10 protein-coding genes are annotated in these 19,343 nt (G+C 37.0%); 3 read left to right on the top strand and 7 right to left on the bottom strand.

What is annotated here, in order from left to right; all coding sequences use genetic code 11:
• The first annotated feature begins 523 nt into the window (after positions 1-523).
• From addB to trxA, 3 genes are all read left to right on the top strand, one after another.
• Positions 524-3,643, top strand: a complete 3,120-nt coding sequence (addB, locus tag ACFIKY_RS02100; RefSeq protein WP_375635371.1) for a double-strand break repair protein AddB — start codon at positions 524-526, stop codon at positions 3,641-3,643.
• Positions 3,644-3,645: 2 nt separating this feature from the next.
• Positions 3,646-7,122 (top strand): double-strand break repair helicase AddA, encoded by a 3,477-nt coding sequence (addA, locus tag ACFIKY_RS02095; RefSeq protein ID WP_375635372.1) that lies wholly within the window; start codon positions 3,646-3,648, stop codon positions 7,120-7,122.
• A gap of 175 nt (positions 7,123-7,297) precedes the next feature.
• On the top strand, positions 7,298-7,621 hold the full coding sequence (gene trxA, locus ACFIKY_RS02090; RefSeq protein ID WP_375635373.1) for a thioredoxin: 324 nt from the start codon (positions 7,298-7,300) through the stop codon (positions 7,619-7,621).
• Positions 7,622-8,359: 738 nt separating this feature from the next.
• Here trxA and tsaE read toward each other — a convergent pair.
• The 7 genes from tsaE to ACFIKY_RS02055 form a co-directional block, all read right to left on the bottom strand.
• A complete protein-coding gene (gene tsaE / locus ACFIKY_RS02085; protein ID WP_375626156.1) occupies positions 8,360-8,830 on the bottom strand; it encodes a tRNA (adenosine(37)-N6)-threonylcarbamoyltransferase complex ATPase subunit type 1 TsaE in 471 nt (156 codons plus the stop codon).
• A gap of 51 nt (positions 8,831-8,881) precedes the next feature.
• The gene (locus ACFIKY_RS02080; protein WP_375635374.1) at positions 8,882-11,347 is read right to left on the bottom strand and encodes a PAS-domain containing protein; all 2,466 of its coding nucleotides are present in this window, start codon (positions 11,345-11,347) and stop codon (positions 8,882-8,884) included.
• 33 nt (positions 11,348-11,380) lie between these two features.
• Positions 11,381-12,778: an adenosylhomocysteinase gene (gene ahcY, locus ACFIKY_RS02075; protein WP_375635375.1), complete on the bottom strand. Its 1,398-nt coding sequence runs from the start codon at positions 12,776-12,778 to the stop codon at positions 11,381-11,383.
• 718 nt (positions 12,779-13,496) lie between these two features.
• Positions 13,497-14,495 (bottom strand): complex I NDUFA9 subunit family protein, encoded by a 999-nt coding sequence (locus ACFIKY_RS02070; RefSeq protein WP_375635376.1) that lies wholly within the window; start codon positions 14,493-14,495, stop codon positions 13,497-13,499.
• Positions 14,496-14,537: 42 nt separating this feature from the next.
• Complete coding sequence (locus tag ACFIKY_RS02065) at positions 14,538-15,857, bottom strand: bifunctional folylpolyglutamate synthase/dihydrofolate synthase (protein WP_375661328.1); 1,320 nt, start codon at positions 15,855-15,857, stop codon at positions 14,538-14,540.
• A 4-nt stretch (positions 15,858-15,861) separates the two neighbouring features.
• Entirely contained in the window at positions 15,862-16,782 is a 921-nt protein-coding gene (accD, locus tag ACFIKY_RS02060) for an acetyl-CoA carboxylase, carboxyltransferase subunit beta (RefSeq protein WP_375635378.1), read from the bottom strand.
• A 906-nt stretch (positions 16,783-17,688) separates the two neighbouring features.
• Positions 17,689-18,408 carry a sulfate transporter family protein gene (locus ACFIKY_RS02055; RefSeq protein ID WP_375635379.1) on the bottom strand — a complete coding sequence of 240 codons (720 nt, stop codon included), beginning with the start codon at positions 18,406-18,408 and terminating at the stop codon, positions 17,689-17,691.
• Positions 18,409-19,343: the final 935 nt, after the last annotated feature.

Below are 19,343 nucleotides of genomic sequence, written 5' to 3'. Positions count from 1 at the left end.
AGCTTTCAAAATATTGGGTGAGGGTAAAAAAGTGATGATGGTGGTTTGTAGCGTTATGATGTAACGATGGTGGTGTGTGGTGTATCTTATCCCATTCACGGAAGTTTAAGTTATACTATTCATTTATATTATTTACGGGACGACATTACGAGGTAAGCTCAAGTACAATGAAAGATGTCTCTTTAAAAACAAACATATAAAATTGCAACATAATGATATTTTTGGGCATTCTATTTTGCATAAGGGATGTAATCCTAGCAAAATAGAGGCTTGCACGATAAACTTTTGCAAAACTCTCTCCATCAAAGTAATCTATTTCCGCTGTGAAGGGTGGAAATATTATTTTTTTTCCCAAGCTTTTTATGGGAAAATATTATTTATGAAACTGATTTTTTAAATCTAAAATAAAAAATCTGCTGTATAAATATAGCTTTTCAGTTTTTCCTTGTATAAATATTGTATACAGTCAAAATAATACAAATAATCAATAAGCTGAAATTTGTTATCCCAAATATGAGATCATATGACCTATAAACCGCGTGTCTTTTCTATTTCTCCGGGAACTGCTTTTTTGCCTCACTTTGTTGATGCACTACTCTCTGGTAGCCTTATTGATAATTTCGCTTCCAGTGGAGATATTCAAACTGCCCTTGCCGATAGCCTTATTTATGTTCCGACACGTCGTGCTGCTCGCGCTTTGCGTTTAGCCTTTGTTGAAAGAAGTGATACACAATCAACATTCTTGCCAACCATTCGTGCTCTAGGAGATGTAGATGAAGACAGTTTCCTTTTTGTTGAAAATCATACCAGCACTCTCGATCCGCCTATTGGAGAAAGCGAACGTCTTTTACTTTTAGCACGCCTTATTCGTCCATGGCGTGAAAATTTACCTGCGCATCTGCGTGCCATGTTTGGCACAGAAGATGTGCTTATTCCGGCTCATAGTGCTGATGCGATTTGGCTTGCGCAAGATTTAGCACACTTGATGGACGAAATTGAAACAGAAGGAGCAGACTGGTCAAAACTTAAAAATATTGCACCTGATATGGTCGCTGAATGGTGGCAAATAACGCTCGATTTCTTGACTATTGTTACGCAAAATTGGCCAAAAATCTTGACAGAAAGACAACGAAGTAATCCCGCTGAATGGCGTAATCAAGCACTCACAATGCACGCAGAGACTTTACGACGTATGCCGCCTGATAAACCGGTCATTGCAGCTGGTGTGTCAGGTTCTATGCCCGCAGTTTCTCATCTTTTAAAGGTTATAGCTTCTCTGCCAAAAGGGGCTGTTGTTCTTCCTGGCCTTGATCTTCATATGGATGAAGAACAATGGAATGCACTATGCACAAGCCATAAAGAAAAAACAGCTTGTGATTTTTTTGATCCTGCAGAAAATGTTTTTAGCCATCCTCAATATCATTTAAAAAAACTTCTAACTCTCATGGAGTGTCAACGTCATCATGTTTGCGAAATTGGCCAACAAAGTATAACAAAGAAAAGACGAATGGCTCTTTTATCAGAAGCACTCCGACCAGCTTCTACAACAGATAAATGGATACAAATTGTCCGTGATGATTATGAAAATCTTTGTGCAGATTGGTCATTTATTGAAGCTATAAATGAACGTGAAGAAGCTCTCGCTATAGCTGTTACCTTACGTAAAGCTATTGAAGAACCCCAAAAAACTGCGGCCCTTATTACAAATGACCGTAATTTAGCACGCCGTGTTGCTGTGGAATTACAGAGATTTGGAATTGAAGCAAATGATTCAAGCGGAATACCACTTGCACAAACATTGCCTGTAACTCTCTTACGGCTTATTTTAGAAAATGTGTTGCAACCCGATGATCCCATTGCTTTTCTTTCTCTTCTTAAACATCCTCTGACAACACTCCAACAAAACCGTCATCGTTTACGCGAAATGGCAGAAAATTTTGAACTTTTTATTCTTCGAGGGAATACAGGGCGCATCAATCTTTGCGAATGTGATCAATTTCTTGAAAAATGGATTGAAACGCACTTTCATAATAGTTCTGAAATCAACGCTCTTGATCAGCAGAAATGTGAAGAAGCACGTTTCCTTTGTCATCTTTTGAGGAAAGCTGTTGAACCTTTAACATCTCTTATGAAAAAAGAGAAAGAATGCACCATCACCGAAGCTGCGATAGCAACTGTTGAGGTTTTTGAAAATTTTGGTCGCAATGAAGATAATTCTCTTGCACATCTTTATCAACACGAAGCAGGACAAGCCCTATCAAAATTTTTACGTGAATTGGTCAGTGATCAATCAGGATTAACATTTCATCTTTGCGAATGGCCCGCTATGTTTTCTGCCATAATAGCAACCCGTTCCGTCACACCTTCGCCTGGAGGACATCCACGTTTATTCATCTGGGGTACTTTGGAATCACGTTTGCAAACAGTTGATACAGTGGTCATCGGCGGTCTTAATGAAGGGTCATGGCCGATATCAACCCGAAATGATGCTTTTTTATCGCGACCGATGAAAATGATGTTAACTCTGGAGCCACCAGAGCAGCGTATTGGTCTTTCCGCGCATGATTTTCAATGGGCGATGGGAATGGATAAAGTGGTGATGAGTCGCGCATTGCGCGTTAATCATACACCCTCCATTCCTTCACGCTGGCTACAACGCATGGAAACAGTTGTAGGGAAACAGGTTTGGAAAAAAATCCGTGAACGAGGTGAAATACTACGCCATTGGGCAAAGATGCTTGATCATACAAGCATAACTTCTGAGGTGGAACGTCCTTGCCCTGCTCCACCTCTTGATATACGTCCGCGTCATTTTTCAGTCACTGAAATAGAAACATTGCGGTATGATCCTTATGCTATTTATGCTAAAAAAATCTTACGGCTCAAACCACTTAAAGAACTTATTCATGATCCTAGCGCTTCAGAACGTGGAACACTTTATCACGCTATTCTTGCAGCTTTTTGCACACAAATAAAAAATCCAAATGCTGCAAATGCACTCAATGTGCTGCTTTCTATTGGACGTAAAGAGTTTGATAAATTCAATTTTCCACCCGACATTGAAGTAATTTGGTGGAATAGTTTTGAAAATCTTGCTCCACGCCTTATTCAATGGGAACAAAGTTTAGGACTGCGAGAGCGATATTCGGAAGTGGTATCACAAAAAATCCCTATAGGAACAACAGGGGTAACCCTTTCAGGACGTGCTGATCGTCTTGATGTTTTGCCAGATAAAACAGTTGAAATTCTAGATTTCAAAACTGGTACCCCTCCTTCATCAAAACAAGTTCGTGAATTATTATTTCCGCAATTGGCTTTAGAAACAGCTTTACTCATACAAGGGGGATTCCCAGATTTTCAAGATTTTACTCCCTCAAATTTATTTTACATACCCCTTAACAAAAAAGGTGAAATTAAATCCCAATCAATTCTTTTAAAGAAAAAAGACGGAAAAACTCACCTAAGTGCTGTTAATCTTGGTGAAAATGCATGGGAAAATCTTATCGCACTCATAACTTATTATCAAAATCCACAACAAGGCTATCTCTCATATGCTGTCCCCATGTCAAAACGATATGAAGGCGACTACGACCATTTGGCTCGGTTGTGGGAATGGTCAAGTGGTTTTCATAAAGAAGAGTAATCATGACGATTTTTTCTATTCCTGAAGCCGCTCTTGATGCACAAGCAACGGCAACACATCCCCAAAAAAACGTGTGGGTTTCTGCAAATGCTGGATCTGGAAAAACCCATGTTTTAAGTGAACGTGTTATCCGTTTGCTTTTAAACGGTACGCCTCCAGCACGTATTTTATGCCTTACTTATACAAGAGCTGCTGCTGCTGTTATGCAATCACGAATTTTTCGCACGCTTTCCAGTTGGAATGAACTCGATGACGCACAGCTGCAAGAAACCTTAACACGGTTTGAAAAAAAAACTGTTAATGCGCAAAAACTAACTTATGCACGACAACTCTTCGCGCGTGCTCTCGAAACGCCTGGTGGCTTAAAAATCCAAACGATTCATGCTTTTTGTGAATCTCTCTTGCATCAATTCATGTTAGAAGCCAATATTGCAGGGCATTTTGAACTTCCCGATGATATCAGTCGAAAAAAATTACTACAAGAATCTCGTCGCCAACTTTTAGCTCGTCGTGATGTACAGCCTGCTTTACAACAGTTATTTAAAGTTATTAGCGAACATACTTTTAATCAATTGCTCTATGAAGCAACGGAAAAGCAACATAAATTATCTGATTTTTTATCTTCTCTTCTATCTGAAAATGGAGAAGAAAAATTGCGTGCACTTTTTAACTTAGCGCCAGATGAAACAAACCAATGTCTATTGGAACAAATTAAACAGACAGCGCGCCTTCCTCTTTATGCTCTTAACCATTGTGAAACCAATGGTAGTCAAAGCTGCAAGGATATGGTGGAAAAACTTTCCCAATTAGAAAAGGTGCATGATGAGACAAATATTCTCAATATTATTTCTGATATTTATTTTACAATAAAAGGTGAGCCACGTAAGTTTTCACATTTATCTCGTAAAAAGTCAGACCAAATTTGGCCTTTTATTCAACAAATGCTTGAAGATAAACAAAACAAGCTTTCTATTCTTTTAGAGAAATATCAATGTGCAAAAGTTGCTACTCTCAATATGGCTGCTTTTCAGTTATGTGCTGTTTATCTCAAAATCTACACGAATCTAAAAAAGGCTAATGGCTTCTTAGACTTTGACGATCTTATTGAGCGTACACTTCATTTATTACAGCGTAAAGGTGCAAGCCAATGGGTGCATTATAAACTTGATCGTGGTCTTGATCACATTCTACTTGATGAAGCACAAGATACTAATCCTGAGCAATGGCAAATTATTCAACTGTTGGCACAAGAGTTTTTCTCAGGTTATAGCCAACGAACAAATATACGGACTCTTTTTGCTGTTGGAGATGAAAAGCAATCTATTTATTCTTTTCAAGGCGCAGCTCCAGAAAATTTTGCTGAAAATGGACGAATCATTCAAAAAAAAGTGCAGCAAACAAATCAGCAATTTGAAAAAATACAACTGCATTACTCTTTTCGCTCTACAGCGGATGTTCTTAAAAGCGTTGATATTGTTTTTGAAACACCAGAAAACTACAAAGGACTTTCGGCAGAAAATACAAAAACGGTGCATGAAGCTATTCGTGTTCATAGTCCCGGTGAAGTTGTTATATGGGATGCTATTTCCCAAGAGACGAGTGAATTTCCTCATGATTGGCATTTAAGCGTTGATCATTTAGATACCCCTGAAGTTCGTTTAGCAGAAAAAATTGCTGAAACTATTGCCAACTGGTTACAAAAAGGTGAAATGCTTCCAGCAAAAGGACGCTTAATACGTGCAAGTGATATTATGATCTTGGTTCGTAAACGTGATCAATTTGTCTCAGCTCTTTCTCGTGCTTTTAAACACCGCAATATTCCCGTAGCAGGGGCTGATCGTTTACAGCTTACCAAACATATTAGTATTCGTGATTTAATGGCGCTTGCGCGTTTTATTTTGCAGCCACAAGATGATCTTTCTCTTGCTTGTGTTTTAAAAAGCCCCCTTTTTGCTCTTAGTGAAGAGGAACTCTATCAGCTTGCTGCACACCGCACCGGCTCTCTTTGGCAAAGCTTATTTACGCACGCATCATCGCAGGCATCTTTTAAAGATGCTTTTGAAAAGCTAAACCATTATCGCGCTTTAGTGGATAAAATACCGGTTTTCGAGTTTTATAGCCATATTTTGAATAATGATAAGGGAAGACAAAAAATTCTGTCTCGTTTAGGATCTGAAGCAAATGATGTGCTCGATGCTTTTATGGATTATACGCTCACTATTCAAAAAACAGGATTACCAGGATTACAAGCTTTTTTAGAAACATTAAGTGCAAGCGAACCAGAAATTAAACGTGAATTTGAACAAAATAATGAAGAAATCCGCATCATGACTGTTCATGCTGCAAAGGGACTAGAGGCTGCTATTGTGTTTTTGGTCGATCCTGGTAGTGCGATTTGGCATCCTCAGCATGCGCCTCACTTGCTTAAAGTTTCTTTAAACAATGCACAATGGAATGGAAAACAAGCCTTTATTTGGCGCCCCAATGAAAATTTTGATACAAAACCCTCTAAACAAGCAATTTCACATTTAAAAGAGCGTGCAGAAGAAGAATATAGGCGCCTTCTTTATGTAGGAATGACACGTGCTGAAGATCGCTTGTTTATTTGTGGATATAAAGGCCAGAAAACGCAATCTCATACATGGTTACAACTGGTAAAAAAAGCCCTCGAACCGCATGCTCTTGCTATAAAAGATTCTGCGGAAGATATTGCAGCTTGGCGTTATTGTATTACATCTCCTTCCTCTGCTTCTATAAACCCAAAAGTCCCTTGCGCTGAATGCCAAACCTTACCACCTTTGCCTGCTTTTTTCTCCCATAAAGTACCAGAAGAACCAGTGCTACCAAAACCGTTAAAACCCTCAGTCGCGAGCCTTTCCATTGAAGCTGATACAGAGCTGTCCTCAAGTCCAAAACAGCTTACCACCTCCCCTGTTTTAGGAGCAACAAATACTAACAGAGCTTTTTCCATTGAATATGGTAATATCGTTCACCGATTGTTACAATATTTACCCGATTATCCCCTACAAAAACGTCGAGACTATGCTCGAAACTATCTCAATATCAAAGCCTCTCATTGGTATGAGAGCCAAAGAAAAGATGCTCTTCGCCATGTTTGGAAAATATTAGATCACGTTTACCTCAAGCCCCTTTTTTCTGAGCATTCACGTGCTGAGGTCTCCTTAATGGGTATAGTGAAAATTCGTGGAAAAGAACAAGCAATTTCTGGTCAAATTGACCGTCTCTACATCACGCAAAACAGCATTATCTTTGCTGATTTTAAAACAGGAACCCCGCCAGAAAATGAAGCTGCTATTGCTTCCCATCACTGGTTGCAAATGGCTCTTTACCGAAAATTGTTGCAAGCTATTCATCCCGATAAAGATATCCAAGCTCTGCTTATCTACAGTAAAGAAGCCAAAATTTTTAAACTTTCTCCAGAAAAACTCGAGGCATTTCTTGGTGAAGTTGCCTTATAAGTTACTCCTTTCCTTCAAAGTATCCTTACACTTTTTTACTTTCATAAAATCGCCCAAACAAACACAATACACAATCTCTGGTGTAAAAAAGTCCTTTAATAATTTATCTTTGCAATAACTTGATATGAATTGTTATCATACCAATCTATAAAAAGTGAATATAAAGGATAAATCAATGACGTGTATAAAAGTTGATAAGGACAATTTCGAAAGTGAAGTTCTAACCTCTTCCACCCCTGTTGTGGTTGATTTTTGGGCAGAATGGTGTGGCCCTTGCAAAATGATTGCTCCAATTTTGGATGAAATTTCAATAGAAATGCAAAATCAAGTTAAAATTGCTAAGGTAAATATTGATGAAAATCCAGAACTGGCTACCCAATACGGAGTACGTTCTATCCCTACATTATTAATGTTTAAAAATGGAAATATTTCATCGAATATGGTTGGCGCTACCTCTAAAGGACGTCTTTCTGAATGGATAAAAGATGGGCTTAGTTAATTCCACATATAATCACTATAAAGGAGAGAAGCTTTGTCTCTCCTTTTGATTTTTAAACATTCTTTTTTGCATTATACTATAATAAAAAGATAATAAAATCAAAATGTTAAATGAATTTAAGAATTCATACTTTTATGCATGATTCAATTGACTATTTTTTATAAAAAATTGCCCTGTATGAAGAATATAGGCAATTCTTTCCTTATATGCGCGTCAAAAATATTGGGTGAATGATAATTTCATAGAGGTATTTTCTTCTTGAATAAGACTATTGAGATAGATAGTGCTTTCAACACATAAAAAGGCAATATCAATCTAGAAATAAGGAGATTTTAAGAAAAAACTTTGCAAATTACTTTTCTGAAGTTCACAATTTTTAAGCAGAAAGAAGTAAGCAATTCACTACAGATTATATAATGCTCTTCTAAAGGGTTACCACTTCAATTTAAAATTCTCTTGTACTATTCTCTAGAATCAAAAGATTTTTTTGGAGCCTTTACCAAAAATATGAAAGGCAAAAAACATTCTCTAAAATAAATTGATAAATTCCTATAAATTAACGGATGTCCTTTGCAATTTATGTCATTGTTATATAAAAGAGTCAGTATTTCGTCTCATCTTCATGGTTGATCCGCCATGAGGGACTTCTTTATGTTGTTCATCATTTCAAATTTCGGTACGTATTAGAGGTATTATCAATTAAAAAATGATGAGGTCCATGCTCATGTCGATGTTTTTTTAAAATGTACGAATTGCAAAAGACTGTTGCAAACGTTCAATGGAATGTTGTGCTGATCTGAGTGTTACATGACGCCCATGTTCTTTATAGTGTAAGGTGAGTGCAAAAGTGGCAAGCTCTAAAAGAGCTGTATTTCTTTCTGGCCATTCAACAAGCAAAATATTTTTCTCACGAGCTTCATGAAGCCCTAATTCATCAATTTCTTCTGCCATAGAAAGGCGGTAAAGATCAGCATGAATAATTTCAAACTGTGGAAGTTGATAGCTTTGCACAAGAGTAAAAGTAGGGCTTGGAACATCCATAGTGTTATCATTCGCAAGTGTTTGGATGATTGTACGTGCAATAGTTGATTTTCCAGTTCCAAGATCTCCTTGCAACGTTACAAGATCCCCCGGCTTTAAAGAAAGGGTTAAATGTTGTGCAAAAAGCTTTGTTGCCTCTTCATTTTCAAGAAAAAAACTAAAATTCATTAAGAGTTCCATGAAATGGATGAAAAATTTTTGTTATAATAAAGATTGAAATTAAAAAATCTTATCTCCTTTGGGAAGTGGGAAAAAACATTTAACTGTTGTTCCTTTTCCAGAACCGGTAAGAATCTCAACATGTCCACCGTGTAGTTCAACGAAACTCTTCACAAGGGAAAGGCCAAGACCCGCTCCTGCACGCCCGCCATGGTGTGAATGAGAAGAAAAACGTTTAAAAATACGATCAAGGACGTCTTTTGGAATATCAGAGCCTTCATTGTGAACGCTAAAGACAATATTATCATCTTGTTCATCGACGCAAAATTCAATAGTGCTCGCTTCCGTTGCAAAATTAATAGCATTACTCAGCACATTCACAAAAATTTGATGCAAGCGTTTTTCGTCAGCAGAAATGGAATTTAAGGAAGGAGAAATTTGTTGTAAAAGCGTAATATGGCGTCCATTAAGGCGATCTTCTATACGTGTTACTGCTTGTATCATAGCATCTGCAATATTAACCGATTTTATGTCCAACTCCATAATGCCTGCATCAAGGGTAGCAAGATCAAGAATATCGTTAACAATATTTAAAAGAGTTCCTGATTCTGAATGAATATGCCCAAGATATTCTTGTTGACGTTTATTGATAGAGCCGAAAATTTGATCACGTAAAATATCCGAAAATCCAATAATATTGGTGAGAGGTGTACGCAATTCATAGGAAACATGTTGAACAAATTCATTACGCAAACGATCAGCACTTTCTAATGCTTCATTTCTTTCTTGAAGAGCACGCGCAACATGGACAGTGTCCGTAACATTCACAAAAGTAAGCATCGTTTGTCCATCGGGAAGAGGGACCAGAGTATAGTCAATAATCATATCATTTTTAAGATCTATACGACCTGAATATGTTTCACGTTTTTCAGCAAAACCGGTAATGAATTTGGTAAATTGATCCCATTCTTGTCCTAAGGTTAAGGCTGAACAATGGCTTTGTAACTGTGTAATATGGGTCCCTTCTACCAGTAAATTATAGGGAAGCGACCACAATTTCGACAGGGCAGGATTCGATAAACGAAGGCGCCCATCAGTACCAAAAACAACCACGCCTTCGGAAAGTTTATCAAGTGTTTCACCTTGTATTTTAATAAGTGTATTATAACGGCGTTCAAGATCAATTTTTTCTGTAAGGTTTTCGTAAAGCCAAGTGACACCTCCTTGTGGATGAGGGTTCGAGATAACACGCACCGTACGCCCATCTGGAAGATTCCAAATTTGTTGGTTCGATTCTGTTTGTCGATAGGCTTTAAAAAGTTCTTCTTTCCACGCGCGCCAATCGGGGTGTTCAGCAATGAGCCCTTTTTCACGTAAACGTTCAAGAAATAATGTATGGCTTGGTTCACTTTCTAAAAAGGAAGTCTCCAACGGCCATAAAATTTTAAAAGCATGATTACAGAATTTTAATTTTTGGTTTGTATCAAAAATAGCTACAGCTGTTGAAATTTGGTCAAGTGTTTCACAATGGCTTTGAAGAACATAACTTAATTCATGAGCAAGATTTTCATATGCGCTGTCATCACGCGCAAAAGCTGCCATCCCTTCGGCTGTTGTAATACGTGTGAGATGAAAACGATGTCGTTCTCCATCAATAACTGTGTGAACATGTTCTTGAAAAATTGTTTCTGTTTCATCTGTTTTACGTTGTGTATTTTCATTGAAAAGATCCCCCACTTCATCACTGTCTTCACGAAAGTCTGTCATTTCTCTAAAGGCGCGATTTATAAAACAAACTTTTCCTTCACAATCTTTTATCCATACGGGCTCTTGAATAAGATCAAGAAGATTACGCTGCATTCTCAGTTCAGTAAGAAGGCGGGCGATATCTTTCTGTAAACGAGCATTTTCACTCTGTTGTTTTGAGATATCTTGAAAACGAGCAATAGCGACTGTTCCTGCGATAACTCCTGTAACTTGCAGCAGTACATTGTTTGTGGTGGTGATAGAAAGATCAAAAGGGTGACATTTACAACGTAGTTGAGTCAATGCATAATCAAGTTCTCGCAGAGAATTTTCTTCAACCCAGAGCTCAAAACGCTGAAAATCTTTCTGATCGATTCCTATTTTTTGCAATGCAGAAAGGGCACCAACGACACGGGGTAAGGTTGTTGGATTTTCCCAAATAAGAAGGAATTGCTCGGTTTCTTCCAGAAGCCATTCATAATATTTAAGTTTTTCAGAAAAATTTGCCTGAATTATCTTCAAAGGCTTCTGTGCAGTTTTTTTTGCACGCATAATAACAGCTAGGCACGTGAGAAGTGAAGCACAAGAAATTCCTCCACACAGCGCTAAAAGCAGCCATGGACCATCTAGTAAAGTGAAGAAAAATGGTAGATAACCTTCCAGTGGCTGAGCAACAGCGCATGTTGGAGAAAAAAAGAAAAAAAGGCAAAATATATACGCATAGATTCGAATCATTTTTTGAGCTTTTTCTTTGGGGTTATAGTCACCAAAGCTGCGCACGACATCTTTCCCTTTTTTAACCCAAGGAAATGTTTAGTAACGGTAATGGTTTGGTTTATAAGGTCCTTGTGGTGTGACTCCAATATAAGCGGCTTGTTCTTCTGATAAAACACTTAATTTTATTCCTAACCGGTCAAGATGTAGACGTGCAACTTTTTCATCAAGATGTTTAGGCAAAACAGTGACTTCATTTGTATAGTGTTCTGCACGGGTAAAAAGTTCAATTTGCGCTAAAACTTGATTAGTAAACGAGGCTGACATGACAAAAGAGGGATGCCCAGTCGCATTCCCGAGGTTTAACAAACGCCCTTCAGAGAGCAAAATGATGCGTTTTCCATCGGGAAAGGTGATCATATCAACTTGTGGTTTAATATTTGTCCATGGCAAATTTCTAAGGGCTGCGACTTGGATTTCGTTATCAAAATGACCAATATTTCCAAGAATACACATATCCTTTACTTGTCGCATATGGTCTAAACGAACAACATCTTTATTGCCTGTTGTCGTGATGATAATATCAGCACTGGAAGCAGCATCATCCAAATTAACAACTTCATAGCCATCCATAGCTGCTTGAAGAGCGCAAATAGGATCAATTTCTGTTACTTTAACACGAGCCCCAGCACCAGAAAGAGATGCTGCTGAACCTTTTCCTACGTCACCATAACCACAGACAATGGCAGTTTTACCAGCGATCATCACGTCTGTTCCACGTCGAATACCATCGACCAATGATTCTTTACATCCATATTTATTATCAAACTTTGATTTAGTGACGCTATCATTGACATTAATAGCAGGAAAAGGCAGAAGCCCTTCTTTTTGTAACTGATAAAGACGGTTTACACCTGTTGTGGTTTCTTCGCTTACACCTTTAATTGTTGCACGCTGTCGTGTAAAAAATCTTGGCGTTGCATCCATACGCTTTTGTATTTGTTTGAAAAAAATTTCTTCTTCTTCTGTTTTGGGATGCGATAGGATATCTTTATTTTGTTCTGCACGACTTCCCATTAAAATATAGTTTGTGGCGTCAGCTCCATCATCTAAAATAAGATTGGAAGGATTACCATCTGGCCATTGGAAAATTGCATCTATATAAGTCCAATATTCTTCCAATGTTTCACCCTTAACGGCGAATACAGGAATACCAGTTGCGGCGATAGCTGCTGCTGCATGGTCTTGCGTAGAAAAAATATTACTAGAGCTCCACCGTATATCGGCGCCAATAGCTTTTAATGTTTCAATTAAAACAGCTGTTTGAATTGTCATGTGCAATGAGCCAGAAATACGCGCTCCGCGCAAAGGTTGATTAGAGGAAAACTCCTTACGACAAGCCATCAAACCAGGCATCTCAGTTTCAGCAATATCAAGTTCTTTACGACCATAAGCGGCAAGTGCAATATCTTTGACAACAAAATCTTGAGCTGCCATTCTTTATTCCTTTAAAATAAGTTTTTCCAAGACGGTAGGAGAAATTAAAAAAAAATGCAAGACAAGAAGAGGACTTCTTTATGTGAAAAAGCTCTTTTAAAATCTTCATAAATTTGTGCAACAAATATGCATTTATGAATCTGAGTGATGATGTTACTGACAGAATGAGAGATCTCCATGATAAGTCTTATTATATAAACAAAACTCTATCCTTTTCACGTAACGTTAAAGCTTTTAAAAATCTCCAGAGAGAATACCTTTTAAATAATAAAAATTGTGCATTGCTTCACAGTTTTTATATCGATTTTTTATGGGATAATATCGAAAGTAGTATACGAGTATTCTACTCGCTTATGCGGTTGTTGAAAAAGGAAGTATTACCTTACTTTAATCTCATTATTAAGCTTTCTACCAAAATAATATAATGCAAAGCCATAGGTTATCATATTTATGAATAGGCAATTCAGAATCGGTTCTTTAGGATTCCAATGTTGCATCTGTTCTTGGATAAAGACAGTTTATAGGAAGTGCGTTTCTCCTGTTTTCAACGATTTTTATCAAAATACTATAGATATACGATTAAACATTTTTTGTGATACTGAATAGAGCATTAAAAATGCAAAGACATTACTCTATTGAGCACTCTGATTTTAGAACCGCGAACAACGAGCTATGAATTATAAATCAAATAATTAACTCAGTTTTGGAAAAATTTATTCTAGACGAGTAAGTTTTGGGAAAATTGACCATGTGGACGAAATCGCCAAAGATAACTTGGCAAGAATGCAGCCATTGCTCTGGGGGTAATTCCCACACCTTCTAGAGTATATCCATTCTCTATAGCCTCTTTAGAAACAATGTTATCCATTTGCAAAAAACGTATCTGATTGGCTGTTACGAGTGTTGGTACAAAAGGCAATTTACCGATAGTTCCCAAAATTCCTCCAATCAATAGACCAGCAGAAAGGGGCATGGATAGGATTGTTTTTTTACGGTGAATAATTTTGAGTATATTTTCAAGAGTATTTTGAAAGGTGATAATCTGGGGACCACCAAGATCATAATTTTTTCCCCAAGCAACCTGTCCATCTAAAGTGCGCGCGATAAACTCAGCAACGTCACCAACATACACGGGTTGCAATTTGCTTTGCCCACCCCCAAAAAGAGGCATAATTGGTAAAAAACGTGACAAATCTGCTAAGGTGTTAAAGAAACAATCCTCTGGTCCAAAGATAACGGATGGACGGATAATAATTGCTTGAGGATGCTTGTTATGAATGATTTGTTCACCCATAAACTTAACACGTGCATAAAGACATGAAGCATTCTCGTTAGCCACAAGTGTGGACATATAGATGAGTGGAATAGCAGCTTGTGCTGTTAATTCAGCAACATTGTAAGCACCATCAATTTGTGTGTTTTTAAAATTCGATTGATTTGCTTGTTTTAAGCTACCAGGTAAAAACACTGCCGCATCAGCTCCAAGCAACGCGCGTGCAACAGAGGCACGATGCTTGATATCCGTTTTAAGCATTTGGGTTTGTCCTACTTCTCCTATTTGGAGCATGTAATAAGCTTTTTGTGGATAACGAACAGCGATACGAACGCGATATCCCCGCTTAGTCAAAGTTTCAACGACATGTCGTCCTACAAAACCAGATCCGCCAAAAACAGTAATAAGTTTAGGATGTTGATAAAGTGCACAATCAAGTTGCATGATTAAAAAGTCTATCTTTCAAAGCTTTAAAATAATCAATTTCTAGCATGGAGGTGTTTTATTGTCACGTAAAATATCGCCCGCAAGATAAAGGGAACCACTAATAAGGACAATTGCCTCTTTATATTCGGCTCTAATCTTATGCAAAGCATCTTGTAGATGTGCTTGTGGAGTAGCAAAGATTCCTGCTTTTTGCGCTGATTCAGCTAATTTTATTGGAGAGATACTGGCATTATTGTTAATCAGCGGTATCGTATATATTTTATCGACAAGGTTCGCTAAGGAACGAAAATAACCGACAGCATCTTTGGTATTGAGCATGCCAGCAATCATAATAATGGGACGATCTGTTTTTTTTCTCCATTGTGTAAGTTCTGCCGCAATAACTTTTCCAGCAGCAGGATTGTGACCACCGTCTAACCATAAATCAATATTAGGAGACAGTTGATCAACCAAATGTCCTTGGATAAGATGTTGCATCCGTGCGGGCCAATAAATATTTTTCAAAGCGTCATTTATGGTTTGTTCTAAAAGTTGAAAACCTGCTTGACAAACTGCTTCAAGAGATGCGCCAGCATTGGCAATTTGGTGGTCTCCAATAAGGTTAGGAAGTGAAAGATCCATGAGACCTTGATTGTTTTGAAAAACCATACGTCCATGTTCTTTATAACTTTGATAATCTTGATCAAATAGAGAATAAGGTGCTTTATTTTTATCGGCAAGGGGTATTAAAGTAGCAAGAGTTTCTTCATAATTTTGCTTCCCGATGACTACTGGAACATTTGGTTTGATAATTCCCCCCTTTTGAAAAGCGATTTGAGCAATTGTGTTTCCAAGAAAGTTCTCATGATCATAATCAATGGGCATAATAAGCGATACAGCTGGTTTGTTAATGACATTGGTAGCATCAAAACGCCCTCCCAACCCAACTTCTAAAATGACAACATCAGCTGGATGTGTACTAAACAGCATAAAGGCAGCGGCTGTAAAAATTTCAAAAATAGTAATCGGCTCTTGACGATTTACTTTTATAATTTCACGGATTGTCTCAGCCAATTGGTTTTCTGTAACAAGTTGACCACCTCCTTTTTGACCTAACCGGCAGCGTTCATTCCAGTTGACGAGATGAGGTGAGCTATAGACATGAACGCAGTATCCTGCACTTTCTAAAAGAGCACGGCAAATCGCTGAGGCAGATCCTTTGCCATTTGTTCCAGCGATGTGAATAATAGGGGCAAGTTTTAAATGTGGATTACCAAGACGCTCTAAAAGGTGAATAATACGCTCTAAAGAAAGATCAAATTTTTTCGGATAATTTTTTAGTAAATCATCCACCACCCTTTGTATCTGGTTTTGTTGCATAAATTTAAGCTGCTTTTGTTGTAGAAAGCGATGTTTGAGAGTCTGTTGGGGATGGATCGGAAGGGTCAAAAACAGCAGGGCGTTTCATCATCAAACGTAAAAGACGCGCAATTGTTGTTTTCATTTCTAAACGTGATACAACCATATCAATCATACCATGTTCGAGCAGATATTCACTACTTTGAAAACCTTCTGGTAGGGTTTCGCGTATAGTTTGTTGAATCACACGTGGACCAGCAAAACCAATCATAGCGCCAGGTTCAGCAATGTGAATATCACCAAGCATGGCGTAAGAAGCAGTAACACCACCGGTGGTTGGATTAGTCAGCACAACAATATAGGGAAGTTTTGCTTCTTTCAACATTTCAATCGCTACGGTTGTACGAGGCATTTGCATCAACGAGAGTGTTCCTTCTTGCATGCGTGCGCCACCAGAAGCAGAAAAAAGAACTAACGGGCGCCTTTCGGCAATGGCAGTATCAAAAGCTTTAATAATAGCTTCTCCTGAAGCCATACCGAGTGATCCACCCATAAAGGCGAAATCTTGAACGGTCGCAATGATTGGTAAGCCTTCAATCGTACCACGTGCACTTAAAATATTATCATCAACACCAAGTTTAGAACGATAATCTTTTAACCGGTCAATATAGCGTTTTTCGTCACGAAATTTTAAAGGATCTGTTACAACTTTTGGATTTTCAAGAGCTGTATAAACACCATCATCAAAAAAATGCATGAGACGATTTTTAGCGCTGATACGCATATGATGGCCAGAATTGGGAGCTACAAATTGATTAGCTTCCAGATCTTTATGGAAGATCATTTCACCACTGGTAGGATCTTTAATCCATAGATTTTCTGGAATTTCACGGCGCCCCAATATAGAGTTAATTTTAGGACGAACATAATTTGTAATCCAGTTCATCTTTATAACCTTCCTTTAAATATTACACATCTTTCGCATGATTTGAAAGAATATGAACCTAAGCAGTCACATTTGCTTTACCGGTGGAACAAAGGAGTCTATTTAATACTTTTATCTGTGTACGTATAGCTTGTTTTTTAATTTTTATTTTTTTACTTTGGTATTAAAATTCACTCCTTGCGATGGTTAACAAACCCCTTATTTTTTAATAAAAATGAAAATCCAATTAATCATTCGTATCAACAGTTTTTAAGAAAAGAAACCTTATAATATAAGGCTTTAACAAGGCTAAAATAATCCATTTAAGATAATGTACATGATAACACCATATTAGCGAAACGTTATCATCAGAGCAAGATTTTTTTCAAAAGGTTTCTTTAAAGCGCGCGCTTTTCACAATTAAAATTGAATACCCTCAAAAATGCTATTATATTACTCATTCATGTGCTTGTTTTACAAAGACATTTTTCAATAATCACCAAAACTCTCTTAATGACTGTCCTCAGAAGAGTATATACTCTCCGTAAATGGTATAAAATACATTATGCTCTTCATTTTTACTGAAATAGAAGGTACAAATCGATACCATCATACTCTTTTCCAGTTTTAATGTGACGATAATGTTTGCATTGAGAGGATTCATAAAAGATATTTCACGCCTTTTTGAAAGTACCTTTATCTACACACCACCTCCGTTTATGACATATTAACAAACGATTTCAATTAATCCAATATGAATAGGATTAAAATGAGAAAGCCTCATGATATTTAGGTTTTTCACTCATGTTGTGAAACAATAAATTATCGTTATAAATCAATATATTACTTTAATAAAAGATAAAGCATAAAATTTTATATTATGCTTTTTTGGCTGGCAAGTTTTATTAGCCTTAAAGTCAAGTAACATTATTTTTGTGTAATGCGTGCCATGGTCTTTTGGGAAAGCATTTTGTGTAAATATGTCATAAAGGCGGCTGCAAAAAGCGGTGTTGTTAAATTAAGAATTGGAATCGAAACAAAAAGCGCTATTAATAATCCTGCACCAAAAACCGTTGTGTAATGAGTATGTAAAAAAGCACGTGCATCTTGCTCTGTTCGAAAACGATAAGCAGCAAACAAGAAATATTCATGACCAAGCAAATAACCATTAATAACGTAAAAAGCGATTAAATTAATACCTGGTATGAAGAATAAAATAAAAGCAATTCCATTACCAAGAAGGCTTAAAATAACAAATTTAAAGGAAATGATAAGAGAACGCTGAAACGGCAAAGCTTGTCCAATAGGCTCGTTTGGGTAATCCTCTTTTTCAATGATTTCAGCAACAGAGTCAATGAAAAAACCACCAATCATAGCTGCGATTGGTGCAATCAAAAAAGCCAACAAAAGAGCCAAACCAAGATTAAAAATGATAAGCATGCTAAAACCAATCCATCCCGCCCAACTAGGGAGTTCAGGAAAAAACTGAGCAATCCAAGGCCAAAAGTAAGACATAAAAAGTTGGTGCACACATAACCATAAAATGGCGAGAATGAAAAAAGTAATCCCCAATGCTTTCAGTATCATAATACTATATTGCGAGGTCAGAAGACGTTGTAAAGCACGATAGGCAGCAGTAAAAATCATAAATTAATAAACTAAGGAAAGAAGCAAAAAAAACAAGAAATATATTTAAAGAATGTACGGTGTAGTTTTTTCTTTTTTGAATTACAAGATTTCTTTTCAAGAACATTATAAAAAACGGCTAAGGCTTCTTTGTTTAAAATAAAGTTTGAATAGATAGAAATTTTGATTTTTAAAAATCAAGAAGAATTTAAAAAGCAGCTGTTGTAGAAGAAATTTTTAATATTTTTGTACAGAGTGTAGGTTATTGCGTTTATATGATATATGTAAAAATTAAGGAATAAGAACTATTTGGGAGGAAAGTTGTTGACTTCTATTTATTCAGTAGAGTTGTCTAATTTCGTTTATCTACGTGCTTAATTGTTTTGCACAATTCCTAATGCTCTGTACTTTTATACTATTTGGCGGCATGCTTTTGCCTCTCGCTTTTATTCAAAACATATTGAGTTCAATGGAATAGGAGTAACGTAGTAGCTTGTAGATATTCTGATTTGGGCAACAGAATGATTAATATGATAGAAGTGGAAAAAATAAGCTTAGGCGATTGACTGTCCATATCCCATGGAAGGGTAATTTCTTGAGAAGAAGCAAAGAGTGGGAGACACCACTGATGATTAAAAATGATGAGATTTTGAATTTTAAAAGCTATAAGTGCAATGAAGTAAGAATTCATTGAAGCACTTTTCATATAAGTGGTGCACTGTATCAAATAATTTTTAGATAATAACACCACTAATTTATGAAGAGAATTGATCATTTTCAACTTGAATAAGAATCCAAAATATAGAAATATTCTTTAATTTCAAAGCCTTTATTCAACATCAAAAAATTATTTACTTGCACATTATAGGCGAGACCAGTGTATGGATACAAAGCTTTCGATAAAGGACTAAAAATGCTTCTCATGAAACATCACAATGTGAGGATATCATGGATCA

It is taken from the genome of Bartonella sp. CR127HXZ (assembly GCF_042194555.1).
In the GTDB taxonomy this organism is placed as follows: domain Bacteria; phylum Pseudomonadota; class Alphaproteobacteria; order Rhizobiales; family Rhizobiaceae; genus Bartonella; species Bartonella grahamii.
The sequence above is the reverse complement of the archived record's forward strand: the minus strand, read 5'-3'. Positions and strand labels throughout refer to the sequence as shown.

What these genes read in the sequence shown, in the direction of transcription:
- addB (WP_375635371.1), top strand. Translation starts at nt 524, where the DNA reads ATGACCTATAAACCGCGTGTCTTTTCTATTTCTCCGGGAACTGCTTTT.
- addA (WP_375635372.1), top strand. Translation starts at nt 3,646, where the DNA reads ATGACGATTTTTTCTATTCCTGAAGCCGCTCTTGATGCACAAGCAACG.
- trxA (WP_375635373.1), top strand. Translation starts at nt 7,298, where the DNA reads ATGACGTGTATAAAAGTTGATAAGGACAATTTCGAAAGTGAAGTTCTA.
- tsaE (WP_375626156.1), bottom strand. Translation starts at nt 8,830, where the DNA reads ATGAATTTTAGTTTTTTTCTTGAAAATGAAGAGGCAACAAAGCTTTTT.
- ahcY (WP_375635375.1), bottom strand. Translation starts at nt 12,778, where the DNA reads ATGGCAGCTCAAGATTTTGTTGTCAAAGATATTGCACTTGCCGCTTAT.
- ACFIKY_RS02070 (WP_375635376.1), bottom strand. Translation starts at nt 14,495, where the DNA reads ATGCAACTTGATTGTGCACTTTATCAACATCCTAAACTTATTACTGTT.
- ACFIKY_RS02065 (WP_375661328.1), bottom strand. Translation starts at nt 15,857, where the DNA reads ATGCAACAAAACCAGATACAAAGGGTGGTGGATGATTTACTAAAAAAT.
- accD (WP_375635378.1), bottom strand. Translation starts at nt 16,782, where the DNA reads ATGAACTGGATTACAAATTATGTTCGTCCTAAAATTAACTCTATATTG.
- ACFIKY_RS02055 (WP_375635379.1), bottom strand. Translation starts at nt 18,408, where the DNA reads ATGATTTTTACTGCTGCCTATCGTGCTTTACAACGTCTTCTGACCTCG.